General features: G+C 33.9%; 23 protein-coding genes and 1 riboswitch. Of the genes, 9 read left to right on the top strand and 14 right to left on the bottom strand.

The window, feature by feature from the left end; translation table 11 throughout:
• Positions 1-5 precede the first annotated feature (5 nt).
• Positions 6-106: riboswitch (TPP riboswitch) on the bottom strand.
• Positions 107-221: 115 nt separating this feature from the next.
• The 6 genes from ABD940_RS18640 to ABD940_RS18615 form a co-directional block, all read right to left on the bottom strand.
• Complete coding sequence (locus tag ABD940_RS18640; protein WP_345207300.1) at positions 222-599, bottom strand: hypothetical protein; 378 nt, start codon at positions 597-599, stop codon at positions 222-224.
• A 16-nt stretch (positions 600-615) separates the two neighbouring features.
• Positions 616-1203: a glycoside hydrolase family 19 protein gene (locus ABD940_RS18635; protein WP_345207298.1), complete on the bottom strand. Its 588-nt coding sequence runs from the start codon at positions 1201-1203 to the stop codon at positions 616-618.
• Between the two features lie 99 nt (positions 1204-1302).
• Positions 1303-1980, bottom strand: coding sequence for an RluA family pseudouridine synthase (locus ABD940_RS18630; RefSeq protein ID WP_345207296.1), 678 nt, complete (start codon positions 1978-1980; stop codon positions 1303-1305).
• Between the two features lie 3 nt (positions 1981-1983).
• The gene (locus ABD940_RS18625) at positions 1984-2310 is read right to left on the bottom strand and encodes a hypothetical protein (RefSeq protein WP_345207294.1); all 327 of its coding nucleotides are present in this window, start codon (positions 2308-2310) and stop codon (positions 1984-1986) included.
• Positions 2310-3125 carry a 3-methyl-2-oxobutanoate hydroxymethyltransferase gene (gene panB, locus ABD940_RS18620; RefSeq protein ID WP_345207292.1) on the bottom strand — a complete coding sequence of 272 codons (816 nt, stop codon included), beginning with the start codon at positions 3123-3125 and terminating at the stop codon, positions 2310-2312. The genes ABD940_RS18625 and panB overlap by 1 nt, the downstream gene beginning before the upstream one ends.
• Positions 3126-3188: 63 nt before the next feature.
• Positions 3189-3902 carry a Crp/Fnr family transcriptional regulator gene (locus ABD940_RS18615; RefSeq protein WP_345207290.1) on the bottom strand — a complete coding sequence of 238 codons (714 nt, stop codon included), beginning with the start codon at positions 3900-3902 and terminating at the stop codon, positions 3189-3191.
• Between the two features lie 89 nt (positions 3903-3991).
• Here ABD940_RS18615 and ABD940_RS18610 point away from each other — a divergent pair, with 89 nt between their 5' ends.
• The 9 genes from ABD940_RS18610 to ABD940_RS18570 all read left to right on the top strand — a co-directional run bounded on the left by ABD940_RS18610 (position 3992) and on the right by ABD940_RS18570 (position 13614).
• Complete coding sequence (locus tag ABD940_RS18610) at positions 3992-6358, top strand: heavy metal translocating P-type ATPase (RefSeq protein ID WP_345207505.1); 2367 nt, start codon at positions 3992-3994, stop codon at positions 6356-6358.
• Between the two features lie 118 nt (positions 6359-6476).
• Entirely contained in the window at positions 6477-6701 is a 225-nt protein-coding gene (gene ccoS / locus ABD940_RS18605) for a cbb3-type cytochrome oxidase assembly protein CcoS (protein WP_345207288.1), read from the top strand.
• 5 nt (positions 6702-6706) lie between these two features.
• Positions 6707-8965, top strand: a complete 2259-nt coding sequence (gene ccoN / locus ABD940_RS18600; RefSeq protein WP_345207286.1) for a cytochrome-c oxidase, cbb3-type subunit I — start codon at positions 6707-6709, stop codon at positions 8963-8965.
• 19 nt (positions 8966-8984) lie between these two features.
• Positions 8985-9185: a CcoQ/FixQ family Cbb3-type cytochrome c oxidase assembly chaperone gene (locus tag ABD940_RS18595; protein ID WP_345207284.1), complete on the top strand. Its 201-nt coding sequence runs from the start codon at positions 8985-8987 to the stop codon at positions 9183-9185.
• 10 nt (positions 9186-9195) lie between these two features.
• Complete coding sequence (locus ABD940_RS18590; RefSeq protein ID WP_345207282.1) at positions 9196-10077, top strand: cbb3-type cytochrome c oxidase N-terminal domain-containing protein; 882 nt, start codon at positions 9196-9198, stop codon at positions 10075-10077.
• A 98-nt stretch (positions 10078-10175) separates the two neighbouring features.
• Complete coding sequence (ccoG, locus tag ABD940_RS18585) at positions 10176-11630, top strand: cytochrome c oxidase accessory protein CcoG (RefSeq protein ID WP_345207280.1); 1455 nt, start codon at positions 10176-10178, stop codon at positions 11628-11630.
• Positions 11631-11640: 10 nt separating this feature from the next.
• Positions 11641-12093, top strand: a complete 453-nt coding sequence (locus ABD940_RS18580) for a FixH family protein (protein ID WP_345207278.1) — start codon at positions 11641-11643, stop codon at positions 12091-12093.
• Entirely contained in the window at positions 12084-12851 is a 768-nt protein-coding gene (locus ABD940_RS18575) for a sulfite exporter TauE/SafE family protein (RefSeq protein WP_345207276.1), read from the top strand. Before ABD940_RS18580 ends, ABD940_RS18575 begins: the two co-directional genes overlap by 10 nt.
• Positions 12852-12861: 10 nt before the next feature.
• A complete protein-coding gene (locus ABD940_RS18570) occupies positions 12862-13614 on the top strand; it encodes a hypothetical protein (RefSeq protein WP_345207274.1) in 753 nt (250 codons plus the stop codon).
• Between the two features lie 58 nt (positions 13615-13672).
• Here ABD940_RS18570 and serS read toward each other — a convergent pair whose 3' ends face one another.
• From serS to ABD940_RS18530, 8 genes are all read right to left on the bottom strand, one after another.
• Entirely contained in the window at positions 13673-14941 is a 1269-nt protein-coding gene (serS, locus tag ABD940_RS18565) for a serine--tRNA ligase (RefSeq protein ID WP_345207272.1), read from the bottom strand.
• 67 nt (positions 14942-15008) lie between these two features.
• Entirely contained in the window at positions 15009-15512 is a 504-nt protein-coding gene (locus ABD940_RS18560) for a hypothetical protein (protein ID WP_345207270.1), read from the bottom strand.
• Positions 15513-15550: 38 nt separating this feature from the next.
• Positions 15551-16807 carry an MATE family efflux transporter gene (locus tag ABD940_RS18555; protein ID WP_345207268.1) on the bottom strand — a complete coding sequence of 419 codons (1257 nt, stop codon included), beginning with the start codon at positions 16805-16807 and terminating at the stop codon, positions 15551-15553.
• A 1-nt stretch (position 16808) separates the two neighbouring features.
• A complete protein-coding gene (locus ABD940_RS18550; RefSeq protein ID WP_345207266.1) occupies positions 16809-17939 on the bottom strand; it encodes a glycosyltransferase in 1131 nt (376 codons plus the stop codon).
• Positions 17940-18043: 104 nt separating this feature from the next.
• Positions 18044-18532: a hypothetical protein gene (locus ABD940_RS18545; RefSeq protein WP_345207264.1), complete on the bottom strand. Its 489-nt coding sequence runs from the start codon at positions 18530-18532 to the stop codon at positions 18044-18046.
• A gap of 24 nt (positions 18533-18556) precedes the next feature.
• A complete protein-coding gene (locus ABD940_RS18540; RefSeq protein ID WP_345207262.1) occupies positions 18557-19696 on the bottom strand; it encodes a hypothetical protein in 1140 nt (379 codons plus the stop codon).
• Between the two features lie 38 nt (positions 19697-19734).
• On the bottom strand, positions 19735-20520 hold the full coding sequence (locus tag ABD940_RS18535) for a (Fe-S)-binding protein (protein ID WP_345207260.1): 786 nt from the start codon (positions 20518-20520) through the stop codon (positions 19735-19737).
• An 87-nt stretch (positions 20521-20607) separates the two neighbouring features.
• The gene (locus ABD940_RS18530) at positions 20608-21948 is read right to left on the bottom strand and encodes a 4Fe-4S dicluster domain-containing protein (RefSeq protein ID WP_345207258.1); all 1341 of its coding nucleotides are present in this window, start codon (positions 21946-21948) and stop codon (positions 20608-20610) included.
• Positions 21949-21954 lie beyond the last annotated feature (6 nt).

Here is a 21954-nt window from a genome sequence, read left to right as displayed (position 1 = left end):
ACAGCAAAAGTCATCTCACTTTTCCCTACGCTAGTATGATCTAGAAATCAGGTTCAAAGGGTAAAATCTCAGCCTGTTTTGTAAACAGACACCCCTAAAGTTTGAAGCGAAGTTATACATTTTTTTGAAATGCACAAAATTTTTAATTTTTCTAAAATAAAAAAGACTATCCCAATGTTGAGATAATCTTTAAAGTTTTCAGTCAAGTATTTTTAAAGAAATTAACAGCCGCACATTCCTTTTTTAGAATAGAAATAGGCTTTTTTCTTGTAGATAATTTTTATTTCATATATCTTGTTTTCAATACATGAATTTTTATCTTTTATTGATTTTGTTTCTTTAATATAAATCTTATACACTTTATTTCCAAAGGCTTCAGGATATTCTTTTGTTGCTTTTATTGGAGGAAAAATTTCATCTTTTCCTGTAAAATTAAACAAAGCTCCTTCATCTTCAGATAAATTAGCAACCGCATTTTTCTTTCCATCAATATAACAACCTGCATGCATTTTAGGATCTTTCAAATCGTGAAGAATAGGTTTTTGTGCGAAGAAACTATTTGAAAAGAAAAATATAAGTAAGAATAATAAATGTTTCATGGCAAGATTATTTTAATTATAGAAAATAATGTAATCCTGCTTTATAACGATTCAATCTGTCCGGCAAACCATTGTAACCTCCGTTAATAGCTTTTGTGATTTTCTTAAAAACAACAAGATTATTTCCGGTATCGATACTTTTAGTAATATCAATTTGATCTGCTAATGCATTTAGCTTTCTGCTATTCCAGAACCAGCCTGCACTTTCTGCTGCATTTTTCAGTTGTATATCATTACATTTTGTAACATTTTTCCCTCCTAAAAACGTGGGATTTACGATAAAATCAGTTCCTAATGCGAGAGAAACTGACTTATAGTTTGCTCTTCCGGTGATCTGAATCAATCCTCTTCCTTTGAATTTTACGCCGTCTCCTTTTTGGGTATTTCCCAAATCCGCTCTTCCTTCATAAGCACTTCCGCTTGCCAATTCTTCGGTATAGAACAACCCGCCACTTTCGTGACCGACCTGTGCCAAAAAATTAAGCATTCTTGAAGGTGTATTAATAGAAAACTTATCACATGTTGCTACAACATATGGTAAAAATTTCGAAGCATACATCGATTTAGAGCATGTCGCTTCTTTAAGTTGTCCAAGTGTAAGCATGATTATTGTTCTTTAAAATTGATAGTGTAAAGCTATTTTTAAAAAACAAATACAGATACAGGGAAACCACTATTTTGAAATAAGTATTTTTACGGAATTTTACTCTTCACAAGCTCTCCAAATGGCATCATTTTGCGGAACCGGAGCAATGATTTCAATATTTTCTTTGGTAACAGGATGAATAAATTCCAGCTTTCTGGCGTGAAGATTAATTCCACCATCCGGATTTGAACGAGGTGCACCGTATTTTAAATCTCCTTTAATCGGAACTCCGGTTTTGGATAATTGAGCCCTGATTTGGTGATGTCTTCCTGTTTCAAGATCGATTTCCAACAAAAGATAATTATCTAAACTTTTAATGACATTATATGTAAGAATTGCTTCTTTTGCGCCATCTGTAGCTTTTGTAAAGACGATGGCTTTATTATTTTTTTCGTTTTTCTGTAAATAATGAACCAATCTTTGATTTTTTGGAATCATATCTTTCGCTACAACTGCCCAATATGTTTTTTTGATCTCGCGGTTTTTAACCATTTGAGTCAAACGGGACAATGCTTTGGAAGTTTTAGCATAAATCACCAAACCCGAAGTTGGTCTATCGATGCGATGAACCAAACCCAGAAAAACATTTCCGGGTTTGTCATCTCTTATTTTTATAAAATTCTTGATTGAGTCTAATAAAGATTCATCGCCGGTTTTGTCGCCCTGTACAAGCTGTCCGACTTTTTTATTGATAACCAAAAGATGGTTGTCTTCATATACAATCTGCTCCTCCATTTTTTATCGGCGAAAATTTGGTCTGTTGGAAAATGAAATAATAACTCCGCCTAAAAGTCCAATGGTCTTCATTCCCGTAAGTTTTGAATCATAAGGTAAAAAAGCACCAACAATGCAAAGTGCAGCTGCTGCATACATCGGATAAACAAATTTTCTGTTCGCCAATAATGGAGCCTGCAAAATAAAACTTATCCCAACAACGATATAAAATATTCTTTTGGAAAGCATGTCATTTACATCAGGAGAAAACAAATTGAACCATCCCACTGCAAGGCAAACGATAGCTAAAATTGAAACAACACCCTGAATAGTCTGAAGATTTTGATTCATTAATAACTTTCTTTTTCGTTCGGGAAATCTACACTTTTTACATCTTTCACGTATTGCGCAACCGCTCCTGTGATTTCTGTATAAAGATCAAGATATCTTCTTAAAAATTTTGGGCTGAAACCTTGGTTCATTCCCACCATATCGTGATAAACCAAAACCTGTCCGTCACAATGCGCTCCGGCTCCGATTCCGATTGTAGGAATTGAAATAGCTTCGGTAACTTTCTTAGCCAAATCCGCAGGAATTTTCTCTAAAACAACTGCAAAACAGCCTAATTCTTCTAAAATTTGAGCATCAGCAATTAATTTTTCAGCTTCAGCTTCTTCTTTTGCTCTTACTTTATATGTTCCGAATTTGTAGATCGACTGAGGTGTCAATCCCAAATGTCCCATTACGGGAATTCCGGCGTTGATAATTTTTTTAATAGATTTTGAAATTTCCTTTCCACCCTCAATTTTCACAGCATGAGCACCGCCTTCTTTCATCATTCTTACTGCAGATTCCAACGCTTTTTCAGGATTACTCTGATATGTTCCGAAAGGTAAATCTGCCACAACCAAAGCTCTGTCAGTTCCTCTTACCACACTTTGAGAATGGTAAATCATCTGATCCAAAGTAATAGGCAACGTCGTTTCAAAACCCGCCATTACATTTGCTGCAGAATCTCCGATCAAAACCGCATCAATTCCTCCCGCATCTACCATTTTTGCAGTAGTATAATCGTATGCTGTAAGCATTGTTATTTTTTCCTTGTCGAATTTCATTTTACGCAAGGTTTCAGTCGTAACTTTTTTAATTTCAGAATGAACAGACATAATGTATCTATTTTTAAAAGTTAAAAAGTCGGCACTGAGCCGACTTAAAGTTTTCTATGATTTTTATAAAACTACGTGTCCTAGTTTCATTAATTTGTCGTGGTTGAGAATTTTGATATTTCTTCCGTCTACTTCGATGAGATTATCTCCTTTAAATTCCGAAATCAAGCGGATAGCACTTTCTGTAGCTGTTCCGATGATATTGGCGATTTCTTCTCTTGTTAAAGAAATTTTAATAAAACCTTCCGGATCAACTCCCAATTTTTGTTCTAAAAGCAATAAAATCTCTGCTAATCTTTCTCTTACCGTTTTTTGAGCAAGGAAAGTAATCGTATTGGAAGATTCTCCCAATTCGTAAGAGATCTTTTGAAGCATTACAAATGATAACTGAGGATCAACCTCTAAAAGAGACATAAAAATATCTGCCGGTAAAAATGTTGCTTCGATATCCGTCATCGCTTCAGCCTTTGCCTGGAAATTTTCCCCGCAAAGCAAAGAACGATAACCGATGATATCACCTTCTTTGATAAATCTAAGAATCTGATCTTTTCCGAAAGCTCCCGATTTTGATAATTTAGCTGCACCTTTTTCTAAAACGAACACTCCTTTTGGAGTTTCTCCGTCCTCAAAAATAGTATCGTGCTTCTGAAAACTCAGTTTCTTTTTTGCGTTAATATATTTCTCAAAATCAGCGCTGGAAAGTCTTTCCTTGAATGATTTATCATTAAAAACTCTTGCGAACCTCTCTTCGATTGCAATCTGTTGTTCCTGCGACATTTTATATGACATTTATCACAAAAATAGAACTTTTTAACTCGATAAACAAAAAAAATTGTTATAATTTTGTAGTTCAATAATTTATGAAGGTGAGCGAGAACTGTTTTCATTGTGGTCAAGGTATCGAAAAGGAAAGAATTTTATTCGATGAAAGGATTTTCTGTTGCAACGGTTGCAAATCGGTCTACGAAATTCTGAATACCAATAATTTAAGCAATTTTTACGAGCTTAATAAAAGAGCAGGAATTCGTCCCGATGAAAGTTCTTCACAGTTTGAATATCTGGACACTCCTGAAATCTTCGAGAAGGTAACAGATTTTTCTGAAGGCAGCACAAGTTTAGTTACATTTAAAATTCCTGTAATACATTGTTCTTCATGTATTTGGTTACTAGAAAGCCTTCATACTTTAAATAAAAATATTAAATATTCTCAGGTTAATTTTACCAGAAAAACTCTACAGATATCCTTCAATCATAATGATTTAAAATTAAGCGAATTAGCTGTTTTCTTAACGAATCTAGGATACAAACCTGTCGTTAGTCTTGAAACAGCTGACAAAAACGTAGAGCATTTAGATAAATCTTTACTTGTAAAATTTGCGATTGCTGCATTTGCTTTCGGAAACGGAATGTTCCTCGCTTTCCCTGAATATATCGGCGGTGAAGATTACTGGATGGAGCACTACAAAGGACTTTTCAGAGCTTTAATGTGCTTTTTGGCAATTCCTGTTGTTGTTTATTCAGCTTCAGACTATTACAAATCAGCTTGGTATGGTTTAAAAAACAAGATAGTTAATATTGATGTTCCGATTGTTTTAGGAATTATCGTTCTTTTTGGACGAAGTTTATATGAGGTTGCAACAAACTATGGATCAGGATATTTCGATACACTTTGTGGTCTTTTATTTTTCATGCTTTTAGGTAAAATTTTCCAAAAAAGAACCTACAACGCACTTTCATACGATAGAGATTACAAATCTTTTTATCCGATTGCGGTTACAAAAGTTGATTTTGAAGGAAAACAGGACAATATTTTGCTTTCTGAAGTAAAAGTTGGAGACAGAATCTTGGTTAGAAATCAGGAAATTATTCCGGTTGATGCGATTTTAATTAATGGAGAAGGAAATATCGACAACAGTTTCATTACCGGAGAAAGTGAAAGTATCAGCAAACAACCCGGAGATAAAATTTTTGCAGGAGGAAAACAAATTGGTTCTTCCTTGGAACTTGAAGTTATTAAAAATGTTGATCAAAGTTACCTGACACAGCTTTGGAATAAAGAAGCGTTTAAAAAGCACGAAACAGGACTTGACACATTAACAAATAACGTCAGCAAATACTTCACATTCATTATTTTAGGCATTGCTTTAATTGCCGGAACTTATTGGTATTTTATTGACTTAAACAAAATGTTCCAAGTAATTTCTGCCATTTTGATTATTGCCTGTCCTTGTGCTCTCGCATTGTCTGCACCGTTCACTTTCGGACACATTATGAGGATTTTAGGTCGAAATAAGTTCTACGTAAAAGATACAATTACGATCGAAAAAATTGCAAAACTTGACACGATTGTTTTCGACAAAACAGGGACAATTACTCACAGAAAAAAATCAAATATTAAATTTGAAGGCTCTGAGATCAATGAATTTGATTTATTGAATTTCAAAACGTTATTAAAGAATTCAAACCATCCGCTTTCGAAATCTTTATATGAATTTATCGAAGTAAAGGATGAATATTTTCCTGTTGAAAAATTTCAGGAAATTTCAGGAAAAGGTTACGAAGCCAGTGTAAGAGGAAATGTTTATAAAATTGGCTCCGCAAAATACAATAATCAGGAATCAAAAAATCTTGAAACAGCGGTTTATATCAGCAAAAATGATGAATATTTAGGGAAATTTATCTTTAAGAATGAATACCGCGAAAACCTGAAAGACTTATTCAAAAAACTTACCAATTATAAAGTTTTCATTTTAAGTGGTGATAATTCGTCTGAAGAAAATCAATTGAAGGAATTAATTCCGAATTACAAAGGAATGGCTTTCAACCAAAATCCTGAAGACAAACTGAATTATATTCAAAATCTTCAGAATCAAAATATGAAAGTTGCGATGCTTGGAGATGGGTTAAATGACGCCGGAGCTTTAAAACAAAGCAACGTAGGCATAGCAATTTCCGATGATTCAAACAGCTTCACACCCTCTTCAGACGTCATTATGAATGGTGAAAAAGTAGTAGGATTAGACAAATACCTAAATGTCTGTAAAGGCTCAATAACAATTGTGAAAATGACATTTATAATCAGTTTCCTTTACAATATTGTTGGTTTAAGTTACGCAGTTACAGGACATATGCATCCTCTTTTCGCAGCTTTAATTATGCCTGCAAGTTCTATCACAGTAGTTTCATTCACCACACTTTCAACTTGGATTTTGGGTAGGAAATACTTCAAATAACGCTCTCAAAAGCCCTTATTTAGACTGATTTTAAATTAGCCAAAACCCGTATTTCGTGATGAATGTCATTATTTTTCACTAAATTTGAACCCCGAAAATAGGTTAATTTTGTTGTCAAATGGATATTCTATATTTAATGATCCTATGCAGTGTTTCTTTGGCTGCTGTTTTCCTGGTCGTGTTTATAGTGTATGCCCGAAAAGGACAGTTTGAAGATGATGAATCTCCGGCTGTGAGAATACTCTTCGATTCCGATGAAATAAAGGAAAAAGAAGAGCTAGGCAACAATAAAGGCGATAATGAAAAAGGAGAAAATAATAAAATTGAAGAAAAAAGTGAATAGTTGATATGGAAACACAAAAGTTTAGTTATGACAACAGTATTGTCCGGGCATTCCTTTATGCGACCGTAGGTTTCGGGATCATAGGGTTTTTGTTTGGACTTACGGCGGCATTAATGCTTTTCTATCCGGAACTTCCAGAATTCTTTTTTGGAACGGATGATACTACCATTAACAGTATAGGTGGTGGTATACAGGGCTTAATAAAAACTCATGGTGCATTTGGATTCGGAAGAATCAGAATGTTGCACACAACCACTGTAATCTTTGCATTCGTAATGAACATCGTTTATGTAGGAGTTTATTACTCTTTACAGAGATTGTTAAAAACAAGAATGTACAGTGATACATTGTCTTGGATCCACTTCTGGACATGGCAGATCATGATTTTGGTGACTTACGTTACATTCTTTATGGGAATTAACACTTCTAAAGAATACGCAGAACACGAATGGCCAATTGATATTTTGATCGCATTCTCATGGATCATTTTTGGGGCAAATATGTTCTTAACTATTGCAAAAAGAAGAGTAAGACACTTATATGTAGCAATCTGGTTTTACATCGGAACTTGGATCGCAGTAGCAATGCTACACATTTTTAACAACTTAGAAGTTCCATTATCTTTCACAGGCTGGAAATCTTATTCAGCTTACGCAGGGGTAAAAGATGCCATCGTACAATGGTGGTACGGTCACAATGCGGTTGCATTCGTATTGACAACTCCGGTTCTTGGTTTGATGTATTATTTCTTACCAAAAGCTGCAGACAGACCGGTATTCTCATACAAACTGTCTATTATTCACTTCTGGTCATTAATTTTCGTATATATCTGGGCTGGTCCTCACCACCTTCAGTATACAGCTTTGCCAGCTTGGGCTCAAGCAGTGGGAACAGGTTTCTCCATCATGCTTATTGCACCATCTTGGGGAGGAATGCTAAACGGACTTCTTACATTAAGAGGAGCTTGGGATAAAGTAAGAGAAAATCCTATTTTGAAGTTCTTCGTAGTTGCAGTTACTTGTTATGGTATGGCAACATTCGAAGGTCCGCTTTTGGCAACTAAAAACATTAATAAAATCGGTCACTTTACAGACTGGGTAATTGGTCACGTACATTTAGGTGCACTTGGATGGAATGGTTTCATGGCATTCGGTGTTATTTATTACTTGATCCCAATCTTGTGGAGAACGAAATTATATTCAACAAAATTAGCTAACTGGCATTTCTGGTTAGGAACATTAGGTATCATTTTCTATGCAGTACCAATGTATATTTCAGGTTTCACTCAGGGATTAATGTGGAAACAATTCAACCCGGACGGAACTTTAGTTTGGAAAAACTGGTTGGATACTGTAACTGCGATTATTCCTTATTTTAAAATGAGATTCGTAGGAGGTTTATTCTATCTTTCAGGAGGTCTATTAATGGTAGTTAACTTAATCGCTACTGTAAGAAAAGGATCGTTCCAAAAAGATGTACCTGCAGAAGCTCCGGCATTAGCAAATGTTAGTCCTAAACGTAAAGAAGGAGAAGGAACTCACCTTTGGTTAGAAAGAACTCCTGTATTATTAGGTATTTTATCTTTATTAACAATCTCAATTGGTAGTATGGTGGAAATCATCCCTACTCTATCTCTTAAGAAAAGTGTACCTACCATTTCAGCTGTAAAACCATATTCTCCACTGGAATTAGAAGGTAGAGATATTTATATCAGAGAAGGATGTAACGCTTGTCACTCACAGATGGTAAGACCATTCAGAGATGAGATTACGAGATTCAACGGTAAAAACGGACAGTATTCTAAAGCAGGAGAATTCATATATGACAGACCATTCTTATGGGGATCAAAAAGAACAGGGCCGGATTTGCATAGAGAAGGTGGTAAAAACCCAAGTGCATGGCATTACAAACACATGTACAACCCAAGATCTACATCTGCAGGTTCTATCATGCCTCGTTATCCTTGGTTAATTGCTACCAACTTAGACAGATCTAAAATGGTTGACAAAATGAAGCTAATGAAGAATGCATTTGACGTACCTTATACAAAAGCAGGAATTGACTCTGCAAACACTTGGGCAGATAACCAAGCTAAGAAAATTGTAAAAGAAATTATGTCTGAAGCACCTGATTTGAAAGAAGCTTATTCTAAGAAACCTCAAGGTGAATTAGAGAAAAAAGAAGTAGTGGCTCTTATTTCTTACCTACAAAGATTAGGAACAGATATTAAGACAACTGAAATAAAAACAGCAAGTAATAACTAAATATTAAAAGGTTCACATCATGATACCTCAGAATTTTAAAGACATATTATCCAATACAGAAAATGCTGGTTTTTACCAGACGTTGGCTCTGATTTTCTTTTTGCTGTTCTTCGTCGCATTAGTAATTTATGTTTTTAGCAGACCTAAAAAATATTACAGAGAAGAAGAAGAAGCACCTCTGCAGGATGATCAAGATGACGATTTTAATTTAAAAAATTAAACTACTTATTATGAAACAAAGAACACCGGTTGTTGTAAACATTTTAATAATAATTGGACTTTTAATAGTTTTTTATTATCTGTTTGTACAAAGTTATGCCTTCTTAGGTTCACCATATTTCTGGGGAACTGTAGTGATTGGCGGTATTTTGGCTTACATTCACAGTGCGATCGGAGATTTGATTGAGAACAATAAATTCAAAAAATTATCTCCTGAAGAGAAAGCAGCATATTTAGCAGAGAAGAAAGTTCCTTTCTTAAAAAGAATGTATGATGCAGCTTTCAAAAAACAATCTGCAGCTGAAGAAAATGATATCCTTATCGATCATGGTTTCGACGGGATCATGGAATTGGATAACCAATTACCAAAATGGTGGGTAGGTTTATTCTATTTTGGGACTGCTTTTTGTATTGTGTATATCTGCGCATTCTCTTTTACAGATTTCGCTCACCCGTTAAGCGAATATGAAAAAGAATATAAGGAACAATTAGCAGCAATTGCAAAATATAATGAAGAACAGCCTCCTGTAACAATTGAAACAGCGAAATATTCAGCTGATAATATTGCCGAAGGTAAAGAATTGTTCAAAACAAACTGTGCATCTTGCCACAGAGAAGATGGTGGTGGTGGTATCGGTCCAAACCTGACTGATAACTATTGGATCAATCAGCCGGAGAAAACGTTATTCAAAAACGTATTCCATATGGACTGGAATGGTTCTCCAAATAACCCAACGATGAGACCATTCGGTAAAAACGGAGAAGTTTCAGGTGCTGAAATTGAGAAGATTGCAGCATACGTTTACCACATCAACCAAGAGCAAGCTCCAGTGACACAGGCTCAAGGCGGGGCAGCTCCTCAGGGAACTGAAGCTCATTGGGAAAAAGAATAATTTAACTTAAATAAATTAAAACATATGAAAAACATAATTTGTTATTAGATAAAAAATAGTAACGAATTATGTTTTTCTTTTTTTAAATACTTTACAAAATGTCAGATATAGAAGAAATAGAAGTACGCGGCGGACAGGGACAAGTTCTGGACCCTGAGACTTACAGAGATTCTATCGGGACAATGGAACAATCCGGTAAAAGAAGGTGGGTATTTCCAAGAAAGCCAAAAGGAAAATACACCAACTATAGGAATATTGTAAGTTATATTTTATTGTTAATATACTTTGCGGTACCATTTATCAAGATTAATGGTAATCCTCTTATTTTATTTAATGTAATCGATAGACAGTTCTTCATTTTCGGACAGCCTTTCTATCCACAGGATTTCTTTATCCTTACTCTTGGAGCGATTACTTCTTTAATATTTATCATCATTTTTACGATTGCGTTCGGAAGAATTTTCTGCGGGTGGATTTGTCCTCAGACAATTTTTATGGAATCTATTTTCCGTAAGATTGATTACCTTATTGAAGGAGATCGAAATAGACAAATGAAGCTCGACAGACAGGAATGGAATACCGAAAAGATCTGGAAAAGAAGCTTGAAATGGACAATTTTCATCATTATTTCCTTAATTATCACTCACTTCATGTTCATGTATATTGTAGGATATGAAGAAGTTTTCAGAATAGTTTCCGAAGGACCATTTGCCAATCCTACAAACTTTATCGTAATGATTCTTTTGACGGCAGCATTTTACTTTGTGTTTGCATGGTTCAGAGAGCAGGTTTGTACTTTGGTTTGTCCATACGGAAGATTACAGGGTGTTTTAATTGATAAAGACACGGTAAATGTTTTCTATGATTTTAAAAGAGGAGAAAACAGATCAAAATGGAGAAAAGGCGAAGATAGAAAAGCCGCAGGAAAAGGTGATTGTATTGACTGCCATCAATGTGTTGTAGTTTGTCCTACAGGAATCGACATCAGAGACGGACAACAGCTGGAATGTGTAAATTGTACCGCTTGTATTGATGCTTGTGATGAAGTAATGGAAAAAGTTGGTCTTCCAAAAGGACTGATAAGATATGCTACAGAAAACGAGATCGAAAAAGAGATTCCATTTAAATTTACAGGAAGAATGAAAGGTTTTGCTGTCGTTCTTGTACTTTTAACCGGATTTTTAGGCTATCTTTTATCAAGCAGAGCTGAAATGGAAGCCAAATTCATTAAACCTGCAGGAAGTACTTTCTTCGTAAGAGACGGAAAAATTACAAATACTTACAATTATACTTTCTTAAACAAAACCAACGAGAAAAAAATTGTAACAATAAAAGTAATTGAGCCAAAACACGGAGAAATTATTTACAGTGCTTCAAGCAAGATTTCTGTAGAAAGAGATAAAATTACAAAAGGAACTATCAATATCAGTTTCCCGGAAAGTGAAATGAATCTTTCTAAACAGAATATTACGATCGGGGTTTACGATATGAAAGGAAAACTTGTGGATTCTTATAAAACATATTTCGAAGGACCATTTAAATTACAATTTTAATTTTTGAAGAATGAAAAACTTTAGTTGGGGACACGGTGTTGTAATCGCATTAGTTGCGTTCATAGTTTTTATATTATCGATGATGTTTCTTTTCCCGAACGGGCAGAAAAACTCTGAAATGGTAACGGACAATTACTATGAGGAAGAATTAAAATATCAGGATGTAATCGACGCTAAGAAAAGAGCCGACGATTTACAGGAAAAGCCTGTTTACAGTCAGGATAAAAACGGAATTAAAATAACTTTTCCAAAAGATTATAACAATTCCAATACTACGGTAAAATTTGTTTTGAACAGAACCGACGACCAAAATCTTGATGTACACAAATCTGTACAGTTAGATGCCAATCAATCATTTTTAATTCCGGGACAGGTTTTAAAAATGGGAAATTATACTTTACGTCTTACCTTCACAAAAGACAAGACAGACTATAGAATGGATTATGATGTGATATGGAAATAGCACTTATTTTATCGGCAATCGGTTTGGGTTTTGCTTCCGGATTTCACTGTATCGGAATGTGCGGACCTATTGCTTTGTCGATGGGATTAACAAAAAAACAAGCTACTAATTTTTACCTTCAGAATCTAACCTATCAATTCGGAAGAATTTTCACTTATTCTCTATTAGGTGCAATTTTGGGAATTATAGGAGAAGGCTTTGAGATGGCTGGTTTTCAGAAATATTTAACGATTGCCGTTGGGATTTTATTGATCATAATGGCTGTTTTCTCTTTTGGAGGAAAAGATTTTGCTTCAAAAGTCCCTTTCTTTTCTAAGTTTTTATTTAAAGTAAAATCAAATTTAGGAAGATTACTTCAAAAAGCAGATTACCGTTCAAGATTCACCACAGGAATATTAAATGGATTTTTACCATGTGGAATGGTTTACATGGCTTTAACGGCAAGCTTGGCAAGCGGTGGAATATGGCAGGGAGCTTCATATATGGCTTTATTTGGTTTGGGAACACTTCCTTTTATGTTTGCCGTAGTTTTAGTCGGAAATCTTATGAATCAGACTTTCAGAATTAAAGTTTTAAAAGTCATTCCTGTAGTAATGATTATTTTAGGAGGATTATTTATTGTGAGAGGTCTGGAATTAGGAATTCCTTATATTTCTCCACGAGCAGAAGCAATGACGATTTCTAAAGATAATCAAGGCGACTGTCATTTACCGGGAGATCACAGTACTCACGATCATAGCAAAGTTAATTGCCATTAAATAAAAACGTATGAAAAAGATTTTATTTTTTTTATTCGTCATTCTTTTCGTCATTCAGTCATGTTCAGTAGAGTCTGAAGTTATTTTTCACAAAGACAAAGCATCAAGCACAATGATCAACATTGATATGAAAGATGCCATGACGATTTTAAAAGCCAGACTTGCAGACACTTCCAAAACAAAAAAATCAGGAATTGAAGATATCGGAACACTTCCAAAAAATTGGACAAGTGCTTATGGCTATCTGAAGAAAAAAGAGTGGAAAATAAAAGATCCGGATTCTATTAAAATCCTGAAAAAAATCTTTGTTAAGTCTAATTTTGATAATACAGAAATGTCTGGGTTTTCTTTGAAAATGGATCGTTTTTCAAAAGATGACTATTTTTCAACAAAAAAAATATTAAAAAATAATCAGCTTCCGATCGATCAATTAGCAATGAATTCATGGGATGGAAAAACATTAACAATAGATACGGAAAATCTAAGTTTAAATGGACTTAAAGATATTTTAAGCAATCATGAACTTACTTCCTTGCAAGCCAAAACCTCGCTGGAATATGCGAAAATGATTTATAAAAAAATAGGTACAACATTAAAGTTTGACAAAAAAATAAAATCTATCTCCGGAAAACATGATTGGATTACGAAAGTAGATGATTATTCGGTAAGGATAAATTATGATCTCAGTTATTTATTTAGTGAAGAAAAAGGTAGAAAACCTTTAGTAAATTCGGATAAACAAATAATTATTACAACAGAATAAAATAAAACCACTGGAAATCATCATCCAGTGGTTTTTGTATTTAAGTATAATTAAAATCTTAATTAATCACATCAAATCTCGCATATTCAGCGATTTTCTTCGGAAGTTTAATTCCGTCTTCAGTCTGATTATTTTCAAGCAAAGCTGCCATAATTCTTGGCAATGCCATTGCAGAACCGTTCAATGTATGAACAAGCTGAGATTTTCCGTCTGTTTTATAACGACATTTCAGTCTGTTTGCCTGAAACGTTTCAAAATTTGAAACAGAACTTACTTCCAGCCACATTTCCTGAGCCGCGCTCCAAACTTCGAAATCATACGTCATTGCAGAAGCAAAACCTGTATCGCCACCACAAAGTCTCAAAACTCTGTAAGGCAATTCAAGATCTGTAAGAATTTCTTTGATATGTTCTACCATTTCCTCCAAAACAGCATAAGAATTTTCAGGTTTTTCAATTCTTACGATTTCTACTTTTTCGAACTGGTGAAGACGGTTCAGTCCTCTTACATGAGCTCCGTAACTTCCCGCTTCTCTTCTATAGCACTGAGAAAATGCAGTATTTTTAATCGGCAAATCTTTCTCATTAAAAAGAACATCACGATATAAATTCGTCACTGGAACTTCTGCCGTAGGAATCAGATATAAATCGTCTTCCCCGATATAATACATTTGTCCTTCTTTATCAGGCAATTGTCCTGTTCCATATCCTGATGCTTCATTAATAACGTGAGGAGGATTTACTTCCATATATCCTTTTTCAACATTTTTATCCAGAAAATACTGAACCAAAGCTCTCTGTAGTCTTGCTCCTTTATTCAAATAAACAGGAAAACCGGCTCCGGCAATTTTTACTCCCAATTCAAAATCGATAAGGTTGTATTTTTTGGCAAGTTCCCAGTGAGGAATTGCTCCTTCACCAAGACCTTCTACGTCATGAGATTGATAAATAATTTCGTTATCATCTGCGGATGCGCCACTTTTCACCAATTCATTCGGGATATTGGGAATTTGATACAGAATATTAATTAAATCTTTTTCTAAACTACCCAATTGAGTCTCCAATTCTTTGCTGGACGATTTGTACTGTGCCGTTTTAGATTTTGATAATTCTGCTTCTTCTTTTTTTCCTTCTTTCATTAAAATCCCGATTTCTTTGGAGATCTTATTGATTTCGGAAAGTTGGGAATCCAGCTCAAACTGAACTTTTTTCCTTTGTTCGTCAGTAGCAATAGCCTCGTCTACCAACTCAAGATTCTTGAATTGTCTTTTCTTAAGACCTTCTAAAACGCGCTCTTTATTGTCGCGCAAAAAATTGACTTGTAACATTTTATTTAGATGTTAGTTATTAGAATGTTGAGCATCGGAATGTCAACAGTTTTGCAAATGTATAAAATTATTTTACGATAGTAACTACGTTCGGAGAACCTGGTTGTTTTGTAAATCTCAATGTATCATTATAATATACTTTCGAGACTTCAAAAACAGAAGGCGTCATATGATATTCAATTCTCAGACGTTCATTAATAGTATCAAGAATGGCATCATTCAAATGCTTTATTAATGATACTGTAATTACAGACTGATAAGTTTTATTGTTTGGATCAAGCGTATCGAGCCCTACTCTTTTCGCACCTGCAATATATTCAATAAAAAGCGTGGAATCGGCAGTAGCTTTTAGAGTACTGCTTACTGGAGCAAGATCTTTTACACCATTCACGTCATTTAAGGAGTAGGTAAAATAGGTGTTATTTTTCTTTTTGTGAAAGAGATCTCTTCCTGCTCCGTTTTTCATATAAATATTCAAGATCTGGTCGATTTGCTGTAAATCATCATCATCCGTTCTGCAGCTCAGAAAGGCACAAAAAATCACCAAAAATCCAAAAACAATATTCCTCATTTCCAACAAAGATAAAAACTTATTTTTATTTTGTCCTCTTATTTTTTCTTTAAGACTTTATTTAAAAGTAAATTAATTTCAGTTTTTGAAAGAATAAAATCCTGAACACGAAATTCTGTGATCTGATAAAATCTCCAAAATAATAATCCGGACGAAAGACAATACGAAATAGAGGTAATAACACAGGCTCCTCGAATTCCCCACCTCGGAATAATATAAAACGAAGAAATCGCTGTGAAAATAAGCCCGATCATTGCTTTAACATTCAAAATTCTCAGCTTATTGATTCCTGCAAAATAATATCCGATAATATTACTTACTGCAATTGCTAAAATTCCGGGTGAAAGAAATAAAACAATTTCTTTGGTCTGGCTAAAATCTTTCCCGAAAATCATGGAATATAGTTGAGCGGGAATTATCAGCATCACGACAATAAATAATAATGTAATTAAAAAGCTCACACGCAAAGAAATCTTTGTTTTTTCAATGGCTTCATTAGAATTTTTATTATTGATAATATCTGCATAAAGCACTACAGAAAGACTTCGGCTTACCGTCCAGATTGCTTCGGAAAAGGCAATTCCTACGGAAAAAACCCCGACACTTACGATTCCTTTAAAATATTCAAGGAAATAAAATGATAATCTGTTGTTTAAAAACTGTAAAAAAGCGCTCAATTGGGTTTTCCATCCATAATCGAATAATTTATTCCCAATTTCTTTAGAAAACGAAATTCTTTTAAAATCACAATGCTTTAAAACCTGAAATGTACTCACTAAAAATAAAGCTCCGAAACAGCTTATCTGAGCCAAAAAATAGGAATTAACAGAAGTAATTTTAATTAAATAAACAACAATGATGATAAATACAATATGAACAATTTGCTGTAAAACAGTGTATAAATTGAACAATTTGATATTCTGCTGCCCAACAAACAAATTCACATTTGCTGCGAGAAGCGATGACAAAACCGAAAGTGCAATTAAATAATTCGAATATTCTAAAGTATGGTTAAAACTGAAAAGAACAGGAATTAAAATTCCGATCAAAATCGACCAGAGATAAGCAAACGGTAAAATTTCCTCCGTTTTGAACTTTGAAGCGAAATAACTCATGCTACTTCCCACAAAAACATTCGCAAAAAAACTGACAATTGTAAGATCCGCAATTACTATCGAAATCGTTCCTTTTCCTTCACTTCCCCACATATTTGTAGAGTAAATGACCAACCCGAAATTCAATATCAGAATCAGAAAGCGGGAAACGAAGGTTTTCAAAATAGTATTTTGCTTCATCTTATTGTATTGATTTTTTGATGAAGTTTACAAAAGAGTCTTTGATAACATTCCAGTTATATTTTTGTTCATATTCCAATCTTGCATTTTTCGCATGACCTGAATATAATTCAGGATTTTCGATATATTGTAGAATATTATTCGCAATTAAATCCGAATTTTCAGGATCCACCAGGAAGCCAAATTTTGAAACATCAACATGTTCTCGGGTTGCTTTCAAATCTGTATAAATAACGGGTTTTCCTGAAGCGGCGTAATAAAATATCTTGATCGGTAAGCAATGATGATTTTCATAATTCAAAGCCCTCAAATCAAAGCAAATATCTGCATCCGCATAAGCTTCTGTAAAAGTTTCAAATGAAGTTGATCTTCCTATTTTAATATTTTCAAATTGATATTTCTTAATTAATTCGGAAAAATATTTTTCGTCTTTTTCTTTTCTTGCACCACCAATCAAAAGAATTGAAATCTCAAGTTCAGGTTTCTTTTTTCTTAAACTGTCAATCGCAGCGAAAAAATTTCCTATTCCTTTTTCTTCGGAAAATTGTCCAGTATAGCAAAGTGTGATTTTATTCGGTTCTAATATTTTAATATTTTGATGAATATAAATATTATCCGGATAATAAGGCAAAACAATGGATTTTTTAAACGGAAAAAAGTAAGCTAAAGGAAATTTTTTCGTGTTTTCTCCAAAAATGTAATGTGTGCTGATAAAACCTACATACAATTGAATCAGGAAAAATTTAAAAGCATGAATAATGTTTAAAGGAAAAGAAAAATTTTCCACCATTCTCATTGATGGATACCATTCGGTGATGTCATAAACAATGCTGATTTTTTTCTTCTTTTTGAATTTTTTAGCCGCAATTACCGCCAAAGGTTCCGAACAAATAATAGAATCCGGCTGAAAAGAATCGCAAACTCTTTCGAAAACTTTCGTTTTCTCTTCTGTGCTTTTCTCTAAAACCGAATAAGATTCAATTTCAATTCCCTCAATATTTCCCTGAAATTCTGATGAAAGACTACAGATTTTAACTTTATTTCCCTCTTTTTGCAATGCTTTAGCCTGATGATAAAAAATTCTGTCATCATCATATCGGTGAGCGGTCGTTAAAAAGAGAATTTTAGACATTATTTTCAATTAGAATCCTTTTTATTCATGGATTTTGCAAATATACTTTAAAGCAAAAAAGTGGAACTACTCCACTTTTTATTGTATTGATTTAAATATAAAATTTATTTAATTCCGGCTGCCCAGCTTCTTTCGAAAGGCAAAAGGAAATTTCCTATAAATTCCATATAAGTATTTTTCGAAAAGTCAAAAACCTCAATATCTTTAGAAATTTCGCCGCTTCTTACTTTTGATTTAAAATCGATAAGCTTCAACGTTTTTACCTCGCCATTTTCTACGAAACTTGCTTTCATTCTGTCGAAAAGTCCCAATTGATATTCTTCATCAATCTCTCTCATGATTTTTCCAAGTGCATCAATGCTGCATCCGGAAGCCATTTCCTTTTCTTCATCCACGCAAATTACGATGAATTGATTTTTTTCAATTTTAAAAGATGATGAAAGTGGTTTTCCGTGTGCCGCCCAAGTTGCCAAGAAATCGAACAATTTTTCAGTTATTGTTTTTGCTTCCTTCGTTTCCAAAGGTCTTGATGCAGGATATATGATCACTCTATAGTCGTTAGCTTCTACGATGTTTGATTCTTCAATCTTCATTTCTGATACATTTAAAGTTCAAAATTACGCAATTTTCCTGAGTTTGAAACCATTATACTTTTTACTTACTGCATATAAAAATGTGATCAAGAGTAATATGATTAATCCAATAAAAAATCTAAAAATTGAGGAATGAGGAAAAAATAAAAATTTAATATAAATATTTACGAAAACAAGAACAGAAAAAGTTCTTATCCAAGAATCTTTTGAAAAGTAAAATATCAAACCTAAAAGTCCTACAGATGTTGCGGTAACTTTTTTGAAAGTCAAAAATTTGTTAAAAACAATAGTAAGATATTCTTCAAGGCTAAAATCCGGTGAAGAGGCGGAAATAAAAGCACGCCTGTGAATAAAAGTATCATAAAAAAGATGTTTCCAGCCAGGATAATGACAAATCTTAATGATCGTGAAATATAAAAGTAAGAGAACTATCCCTTGAATTGCAAGATTAAAATCCAGCTTTTTATTTGTAATGTATCCGTAAACTGCAAATGTTGCTAAATAACTTAGCGTGAAAGGAATATAATCCGGTCTAGTAAAAGTAATGGCAAAAAGAATCGAAAACATAATCCATTTGTTCCATTTTTTAATAAAACCGAGCATGAAAACCAGTAAAATCTGAAAAACAAACATATCAGGCGTTGCTCCTCTCGACATATCCGTTATTGGTGGCAAAAGCATTATTCCGACAGTCAAAATAATTGCCAGGAAATAATTTTCTGGAAAAATATTTTTTAGAATTAAAAAAAGTAATAATCCTGAAATAAAATAAGAAAAAATACTTAAAAATGTAACAGTATCGGGTGAAGAAAATCCTAATTCGTATAAAATTAAAATCGCAAGATTGTATCCGACTTTAATATGATAATAAGGCAATTGTTCGGTAAAAGCCTTTGTATTATTAGCAAAAGCCTGTCGCGCTTTGTCGGCAGGCTTTAACGTTCCTAAAATATCTTTATACTCCAATTCCGGAGCTTTTTTCTGTATTTCCGTGTAAGTAAGTATGCGAACTTTATCCGGTGAATCAGGAAATTTTAAAGTATATAAACAACCTACATAACCAGGCATATCCCAATCATAGATCCTGTTTTTATAATTCCAGAAACTAAGAAATGTGATGATGATTACAATGAAAAAAAAGGAAATATTCCATTTTGATTTCATGAAAATATCGGTTCGTTTATAACTTTTAGATCAAAATATTACAGATCTTCTGCTTCTGCCAAAAGCTCTACGATATCTTTTACGGCAACTTCTTCATTTTTGTTGAAGTGTTTCACACCATCCGTCATCATCGTGTTACAGAATGGACAACCTGTTGCAATTACTTTAGGTTCAAAAGACAAAGCTTCCTCTGTTCTTTCTATATTGATGTCTTTTTTACCTTTTTCGGGCTCTTTAAACATTTGTGCACCTCCTGCTCCACAACATAGACCGTTTGTTTTGCAACGCTTCATTTCTACAAGCTCGGCATCCAATTTTTCCAATAAAACTCTCGGAGCTTCATATTCGTCATTTGCTCTTCCTAAATAGCAAGGATCGTGGAAAGTGATCTTTTTTCCTTTGAAAGCACCACCTTCAATCTTCAAACGACCTTCTTCCATTAATTTTCTAAGAAACTGAGTGTGGTGAATAACTTCAAAATTCCCTCCTAAACTAGGATATTCATTTTTAAGCGTATTGAAACAGTGCGGACAAGCCGTAACGATTCTTTTTACTTCATAAGCATTAAGAATTTCAATATTCGTTAAAGCCATCATCTGGAAAACAAATTCATTTCCCGCACGTTTTGCAGGATCTCCAGTACAGCTTTCTTCCTGTCCCAAAACAGCAAATTCAACGCCGATTTTATTTAATATCTTGCAGAATGCTTTTGTAATTTTTTTAGCACGGTCGTCAAAACTTCCCGCACAACCAACCCAAAATAAAACTTCAGGCGATTTTCCTTCGGCAGCATATTCTGCCATTGTTTTTATATTGAAATCCATTTATTGTAAAATGTATTTTATATTAATATAAAGGATATTTAAATTTTCAAGTTCAATCAAAATTGATATGAAATTCCATCTTAATGATTAATCATTTGCCCAATTCAGACGATCTGCCTGATTATATTGCCAAGGTGCAGCATTGTTTTCTACATTGGTCATCATCAAATTCAATTCCTGTGGCGCAGCTGACTGTTCCATCACCAGAAATCTTCTCATTTCGAAAATAATAGAAAGCGGATCAAGCAAAACGGGACAAGCTTCCGTACATGCATTACATGTCGTACAAGCCCAAAGTTCTTCTTTTGTGATATAATCGTTCAAAAGTTTTTTACCATCATCTTCGAATTTGCCATTCTTGTCGATATTTCTTCCAACTTCTTCCAGACGATCTCTGGTTTTCATTAAAATTAATCTTGGAGACAATTTCTTACCTGTAATATTTGCAGGACAAACTGAAGTACAACGACCACATTCTGTACAAGAATAAGCATTTAGCAATTGAACCTGATTTAAATCAAAAATATCTTCTGCACCAAATTTTGAAGGAACATCTGCCTCACTCCCTTCTGCCGAAGCAGCATAAGGATCTGCATTCGGATCCATCATTAACTTGATCTCTTTTGTTACAGATTCAAGGTTATTGAATTTTCCTTTCTTTTCAAGATTTGCGTACCATGTACTTGGAAAAGCCAAAATGATATGTAAATGTTTAGAATAATAAAGATAATTCATAAAGAACAAGATCCCCACAAAGTGGAACCACCAAGCTCCTCTTTCAATAATGAATAAAAACAGATTATCAAAACTGAAAACTTCAAAAAACGGGACAAAAGTCATTTCACTGATCGGAAATGATCCGATATGATGAAATCCTTCAAATCCTCTCATCTGAAGAATAAAATCAGAGCTATTCATAGTAAAGAAAGCCATCATTAATGCAAATTCAATGATTAGAATCCAATTGGCATCATTTTTTGGCCATCCGAAAAGTTCTTTCATTGTTAATCTTTTCACTCCGTAAAAATTTCTACGAATGAAGAAAGTGACAACTCCGATTACAACCAAAAGAGCCAGAACTTCTAATGTTGCCGTAAAGAAATTGTAAAAAGTATGTCCGAAAATTGTTGCTAAAAATCTATGCGTTCCAAAAATTCCATCAACGATGATTTCAACAAGTTCAATATTAATAATGACAAAACCAACGTAAACAAAAAGGTGTAAAATTCCCGCAACAGGACGTTTGCTCATTTTACTCTGTCCCATCGCAACAGTTGCCATGGTTTCCCAACGTTCTTTTTTTCTATCGCTTCGGTTGATTTCTCTTCCTAGCCTGATGTTTCTGTATATTTTCTGCAGACTTTTTGCAAACAGCCCAAAACCTGCAACCAATAAAATCAGAAAAATAACATTATCGATATATTGCATGGTCTA

This window comes from Chryseobacterium ginsengisoli (genome assembly GCF_039542325.1).
Taxonomy (GTDB): Bacteria; Bacteroidota; Bacteroidia; order Flavobacteriales; family Weeksellaceae; genus Chryseobacterium; species Chryseobacterium ginsengisoli.
The sequence above is the reverse complement of the archived record's forward strand: the minus strand, read 5'-3'. Positions and strand labels throughout refer to the sequence as shown.

Excerpts from the sequence above, each read along its gene's own strand:
- ABD940_RS18615 (WP_345207290.1), bottom strand. The coding sequence starts at position 3,902 with ATGTCGCAGGAACAACAGATTGCAATCGAAGAGAGGTTCGCAAGAGTT.
- ABD940_RS18575 (WP_345207276.1), top strand. The coding sequence starts at position 12,084 with ATGGAAATAGCACTTATTTTATCGGCAATCGGTTTGGGTTTTGCTTCC.
- ABD940_RS18595 (WP_345207284.1), top strand. The coding sequence starts at position 8,985 with ATGATACCTCAGAATTTTAAAGACATATTATCCAATACAGAAAATGCT.
- ABD940_RS18550 (WP_345207266.1), bottom strand. The coding sequence starts at position 17,939 with ATGTCTAAAATTCTCTTTTTAACGACCGCTCACCGATATGATGATGAC.
- ABD940_RS18640 (WP_345207300.1), bottom strand. The coding sequence starts at position 599 with ATGAAACATTTATTATTCTTACTTATATTTTTCTTTTCAAATAGTTTC.
- ABD940_RS18635 (WP_345207298.1), bottom strand. The coding sequence starts at position 1,203 with ATGCTTACACTTGGACAACTTAAAGAAGCGACATGCTCTAAATCGATG.
- ABD940_RS18555 (WP_345207268.1), bottom strand. The coding sequence starts at position 16,807 with ATGAAGCAAAATACTATTTTGAAAACCTTCGTTTCCCGCTTTCTGATT.
- ABD940_RS18570 (WP_345207274.1), top strand. The coding sequence starts at position 12,862 with ATGAAAAAGATTTTATTTTTTTTATTCGTCATTCTTTTCGTCATTCAG.
- ccoN (WP_345207286.1), top strand. The coding sequence starts at position 6,707 with ATGGAAACACAAAAGTTTAGTTATGACAACAGTATTGTCCGGGCATTC.
- ABD940_RS18590 (WP_345207282.1), top strand. The coding sequence starts at position 9,196 with ATGAAACAAAGAACACCGGTTGTTGTAAACATTTTAATAATAATTGGA.
- serS (WP_345207272.1), bottom strand. The coding sequence starts at position 14,941 with ATGTTACAAGTCAATTTTTTGCGCGACAATAAAGAGCGCGTTTTAGAA.
- ABD940_RS18535 (WP_345207260.1), bottom strand. The coding sequence starts at position 20,520 with ATGGATTTCAATATAAAAACAATGGCAGAATATGCTGCCGAAGGAAAA.
- ABD940_RS18625 (WP_345207294.1), bottom strand. The coding sequence starts at position 2,310 with ATGAATCAAAATCTTCAGACTATTCAGGGTGTTGTTTCAATTTTAGCT.
- ABD940_RS18630 (WP_345207296.1), bottom strand. The coding sequence starts at position 1,980 with ATGGAGGAGCAGATTGTATATGAAGACAACCATCTTTTGGTTATCAAT.
- ccoG (WP_345207280.1), top strand. The coding sequence starts at position 10,176 with ATGTCAGATATAGAAGAAATAGAAGTACGCGGCGGACAGGGACAAGTT.
- ABD940_RS18560 (WP_345207270.1), bottom strand. The coding sequence starts at position 15,512 with ATGAGGAATATTGTTTTTGGATTTTTGGTGATTTTTTGTGCCTTTCTG.
- ABD940_RS18580 (WP_345207278.1), top strand. The coding sequence starts at position 11,641 with ATGAAAAACTTTAGTTGGGGACACGGTGTTGTAATCGCATTAGTTGCG.
- panB (WP_345207292.1), bottom strand. The coding sequence starts at position 3,125 with ATGTCTGTTCATTCTGAAATTAAAAAAGTTACGACTGAAACCTTGCGT.
- ccoS (WP_345207288.1), top strand. The coding sequence starts at position 6,477 with ATGGATATTCTATATTTAATGATCCTATGCAGTGTTTCTTTGGCTGCT.
- ABD940_RS18545 (WP_345207264.1), bottom strand. The coding sequence starts at position 18,532 with ATGAAGATTGAAGAATCAAACATCGTAGAAGCTAACGACTATAGAGTG.
- ABD940_RS18540 (WP_345207262.1), bottom strand. The coding sequence starts at position 19,696 with ATGAAATCAAAATGGAATATTTCCTTTTTTTTCATTGTAATCATCATC.
- ABD940_RS18530 (WP_345207258.1), bottom strand. The coding sequence starts at position 21,948 with ATGCAATATATCGATAATGTTATTTTTCTGATTTTATTGGTTGCAGGT.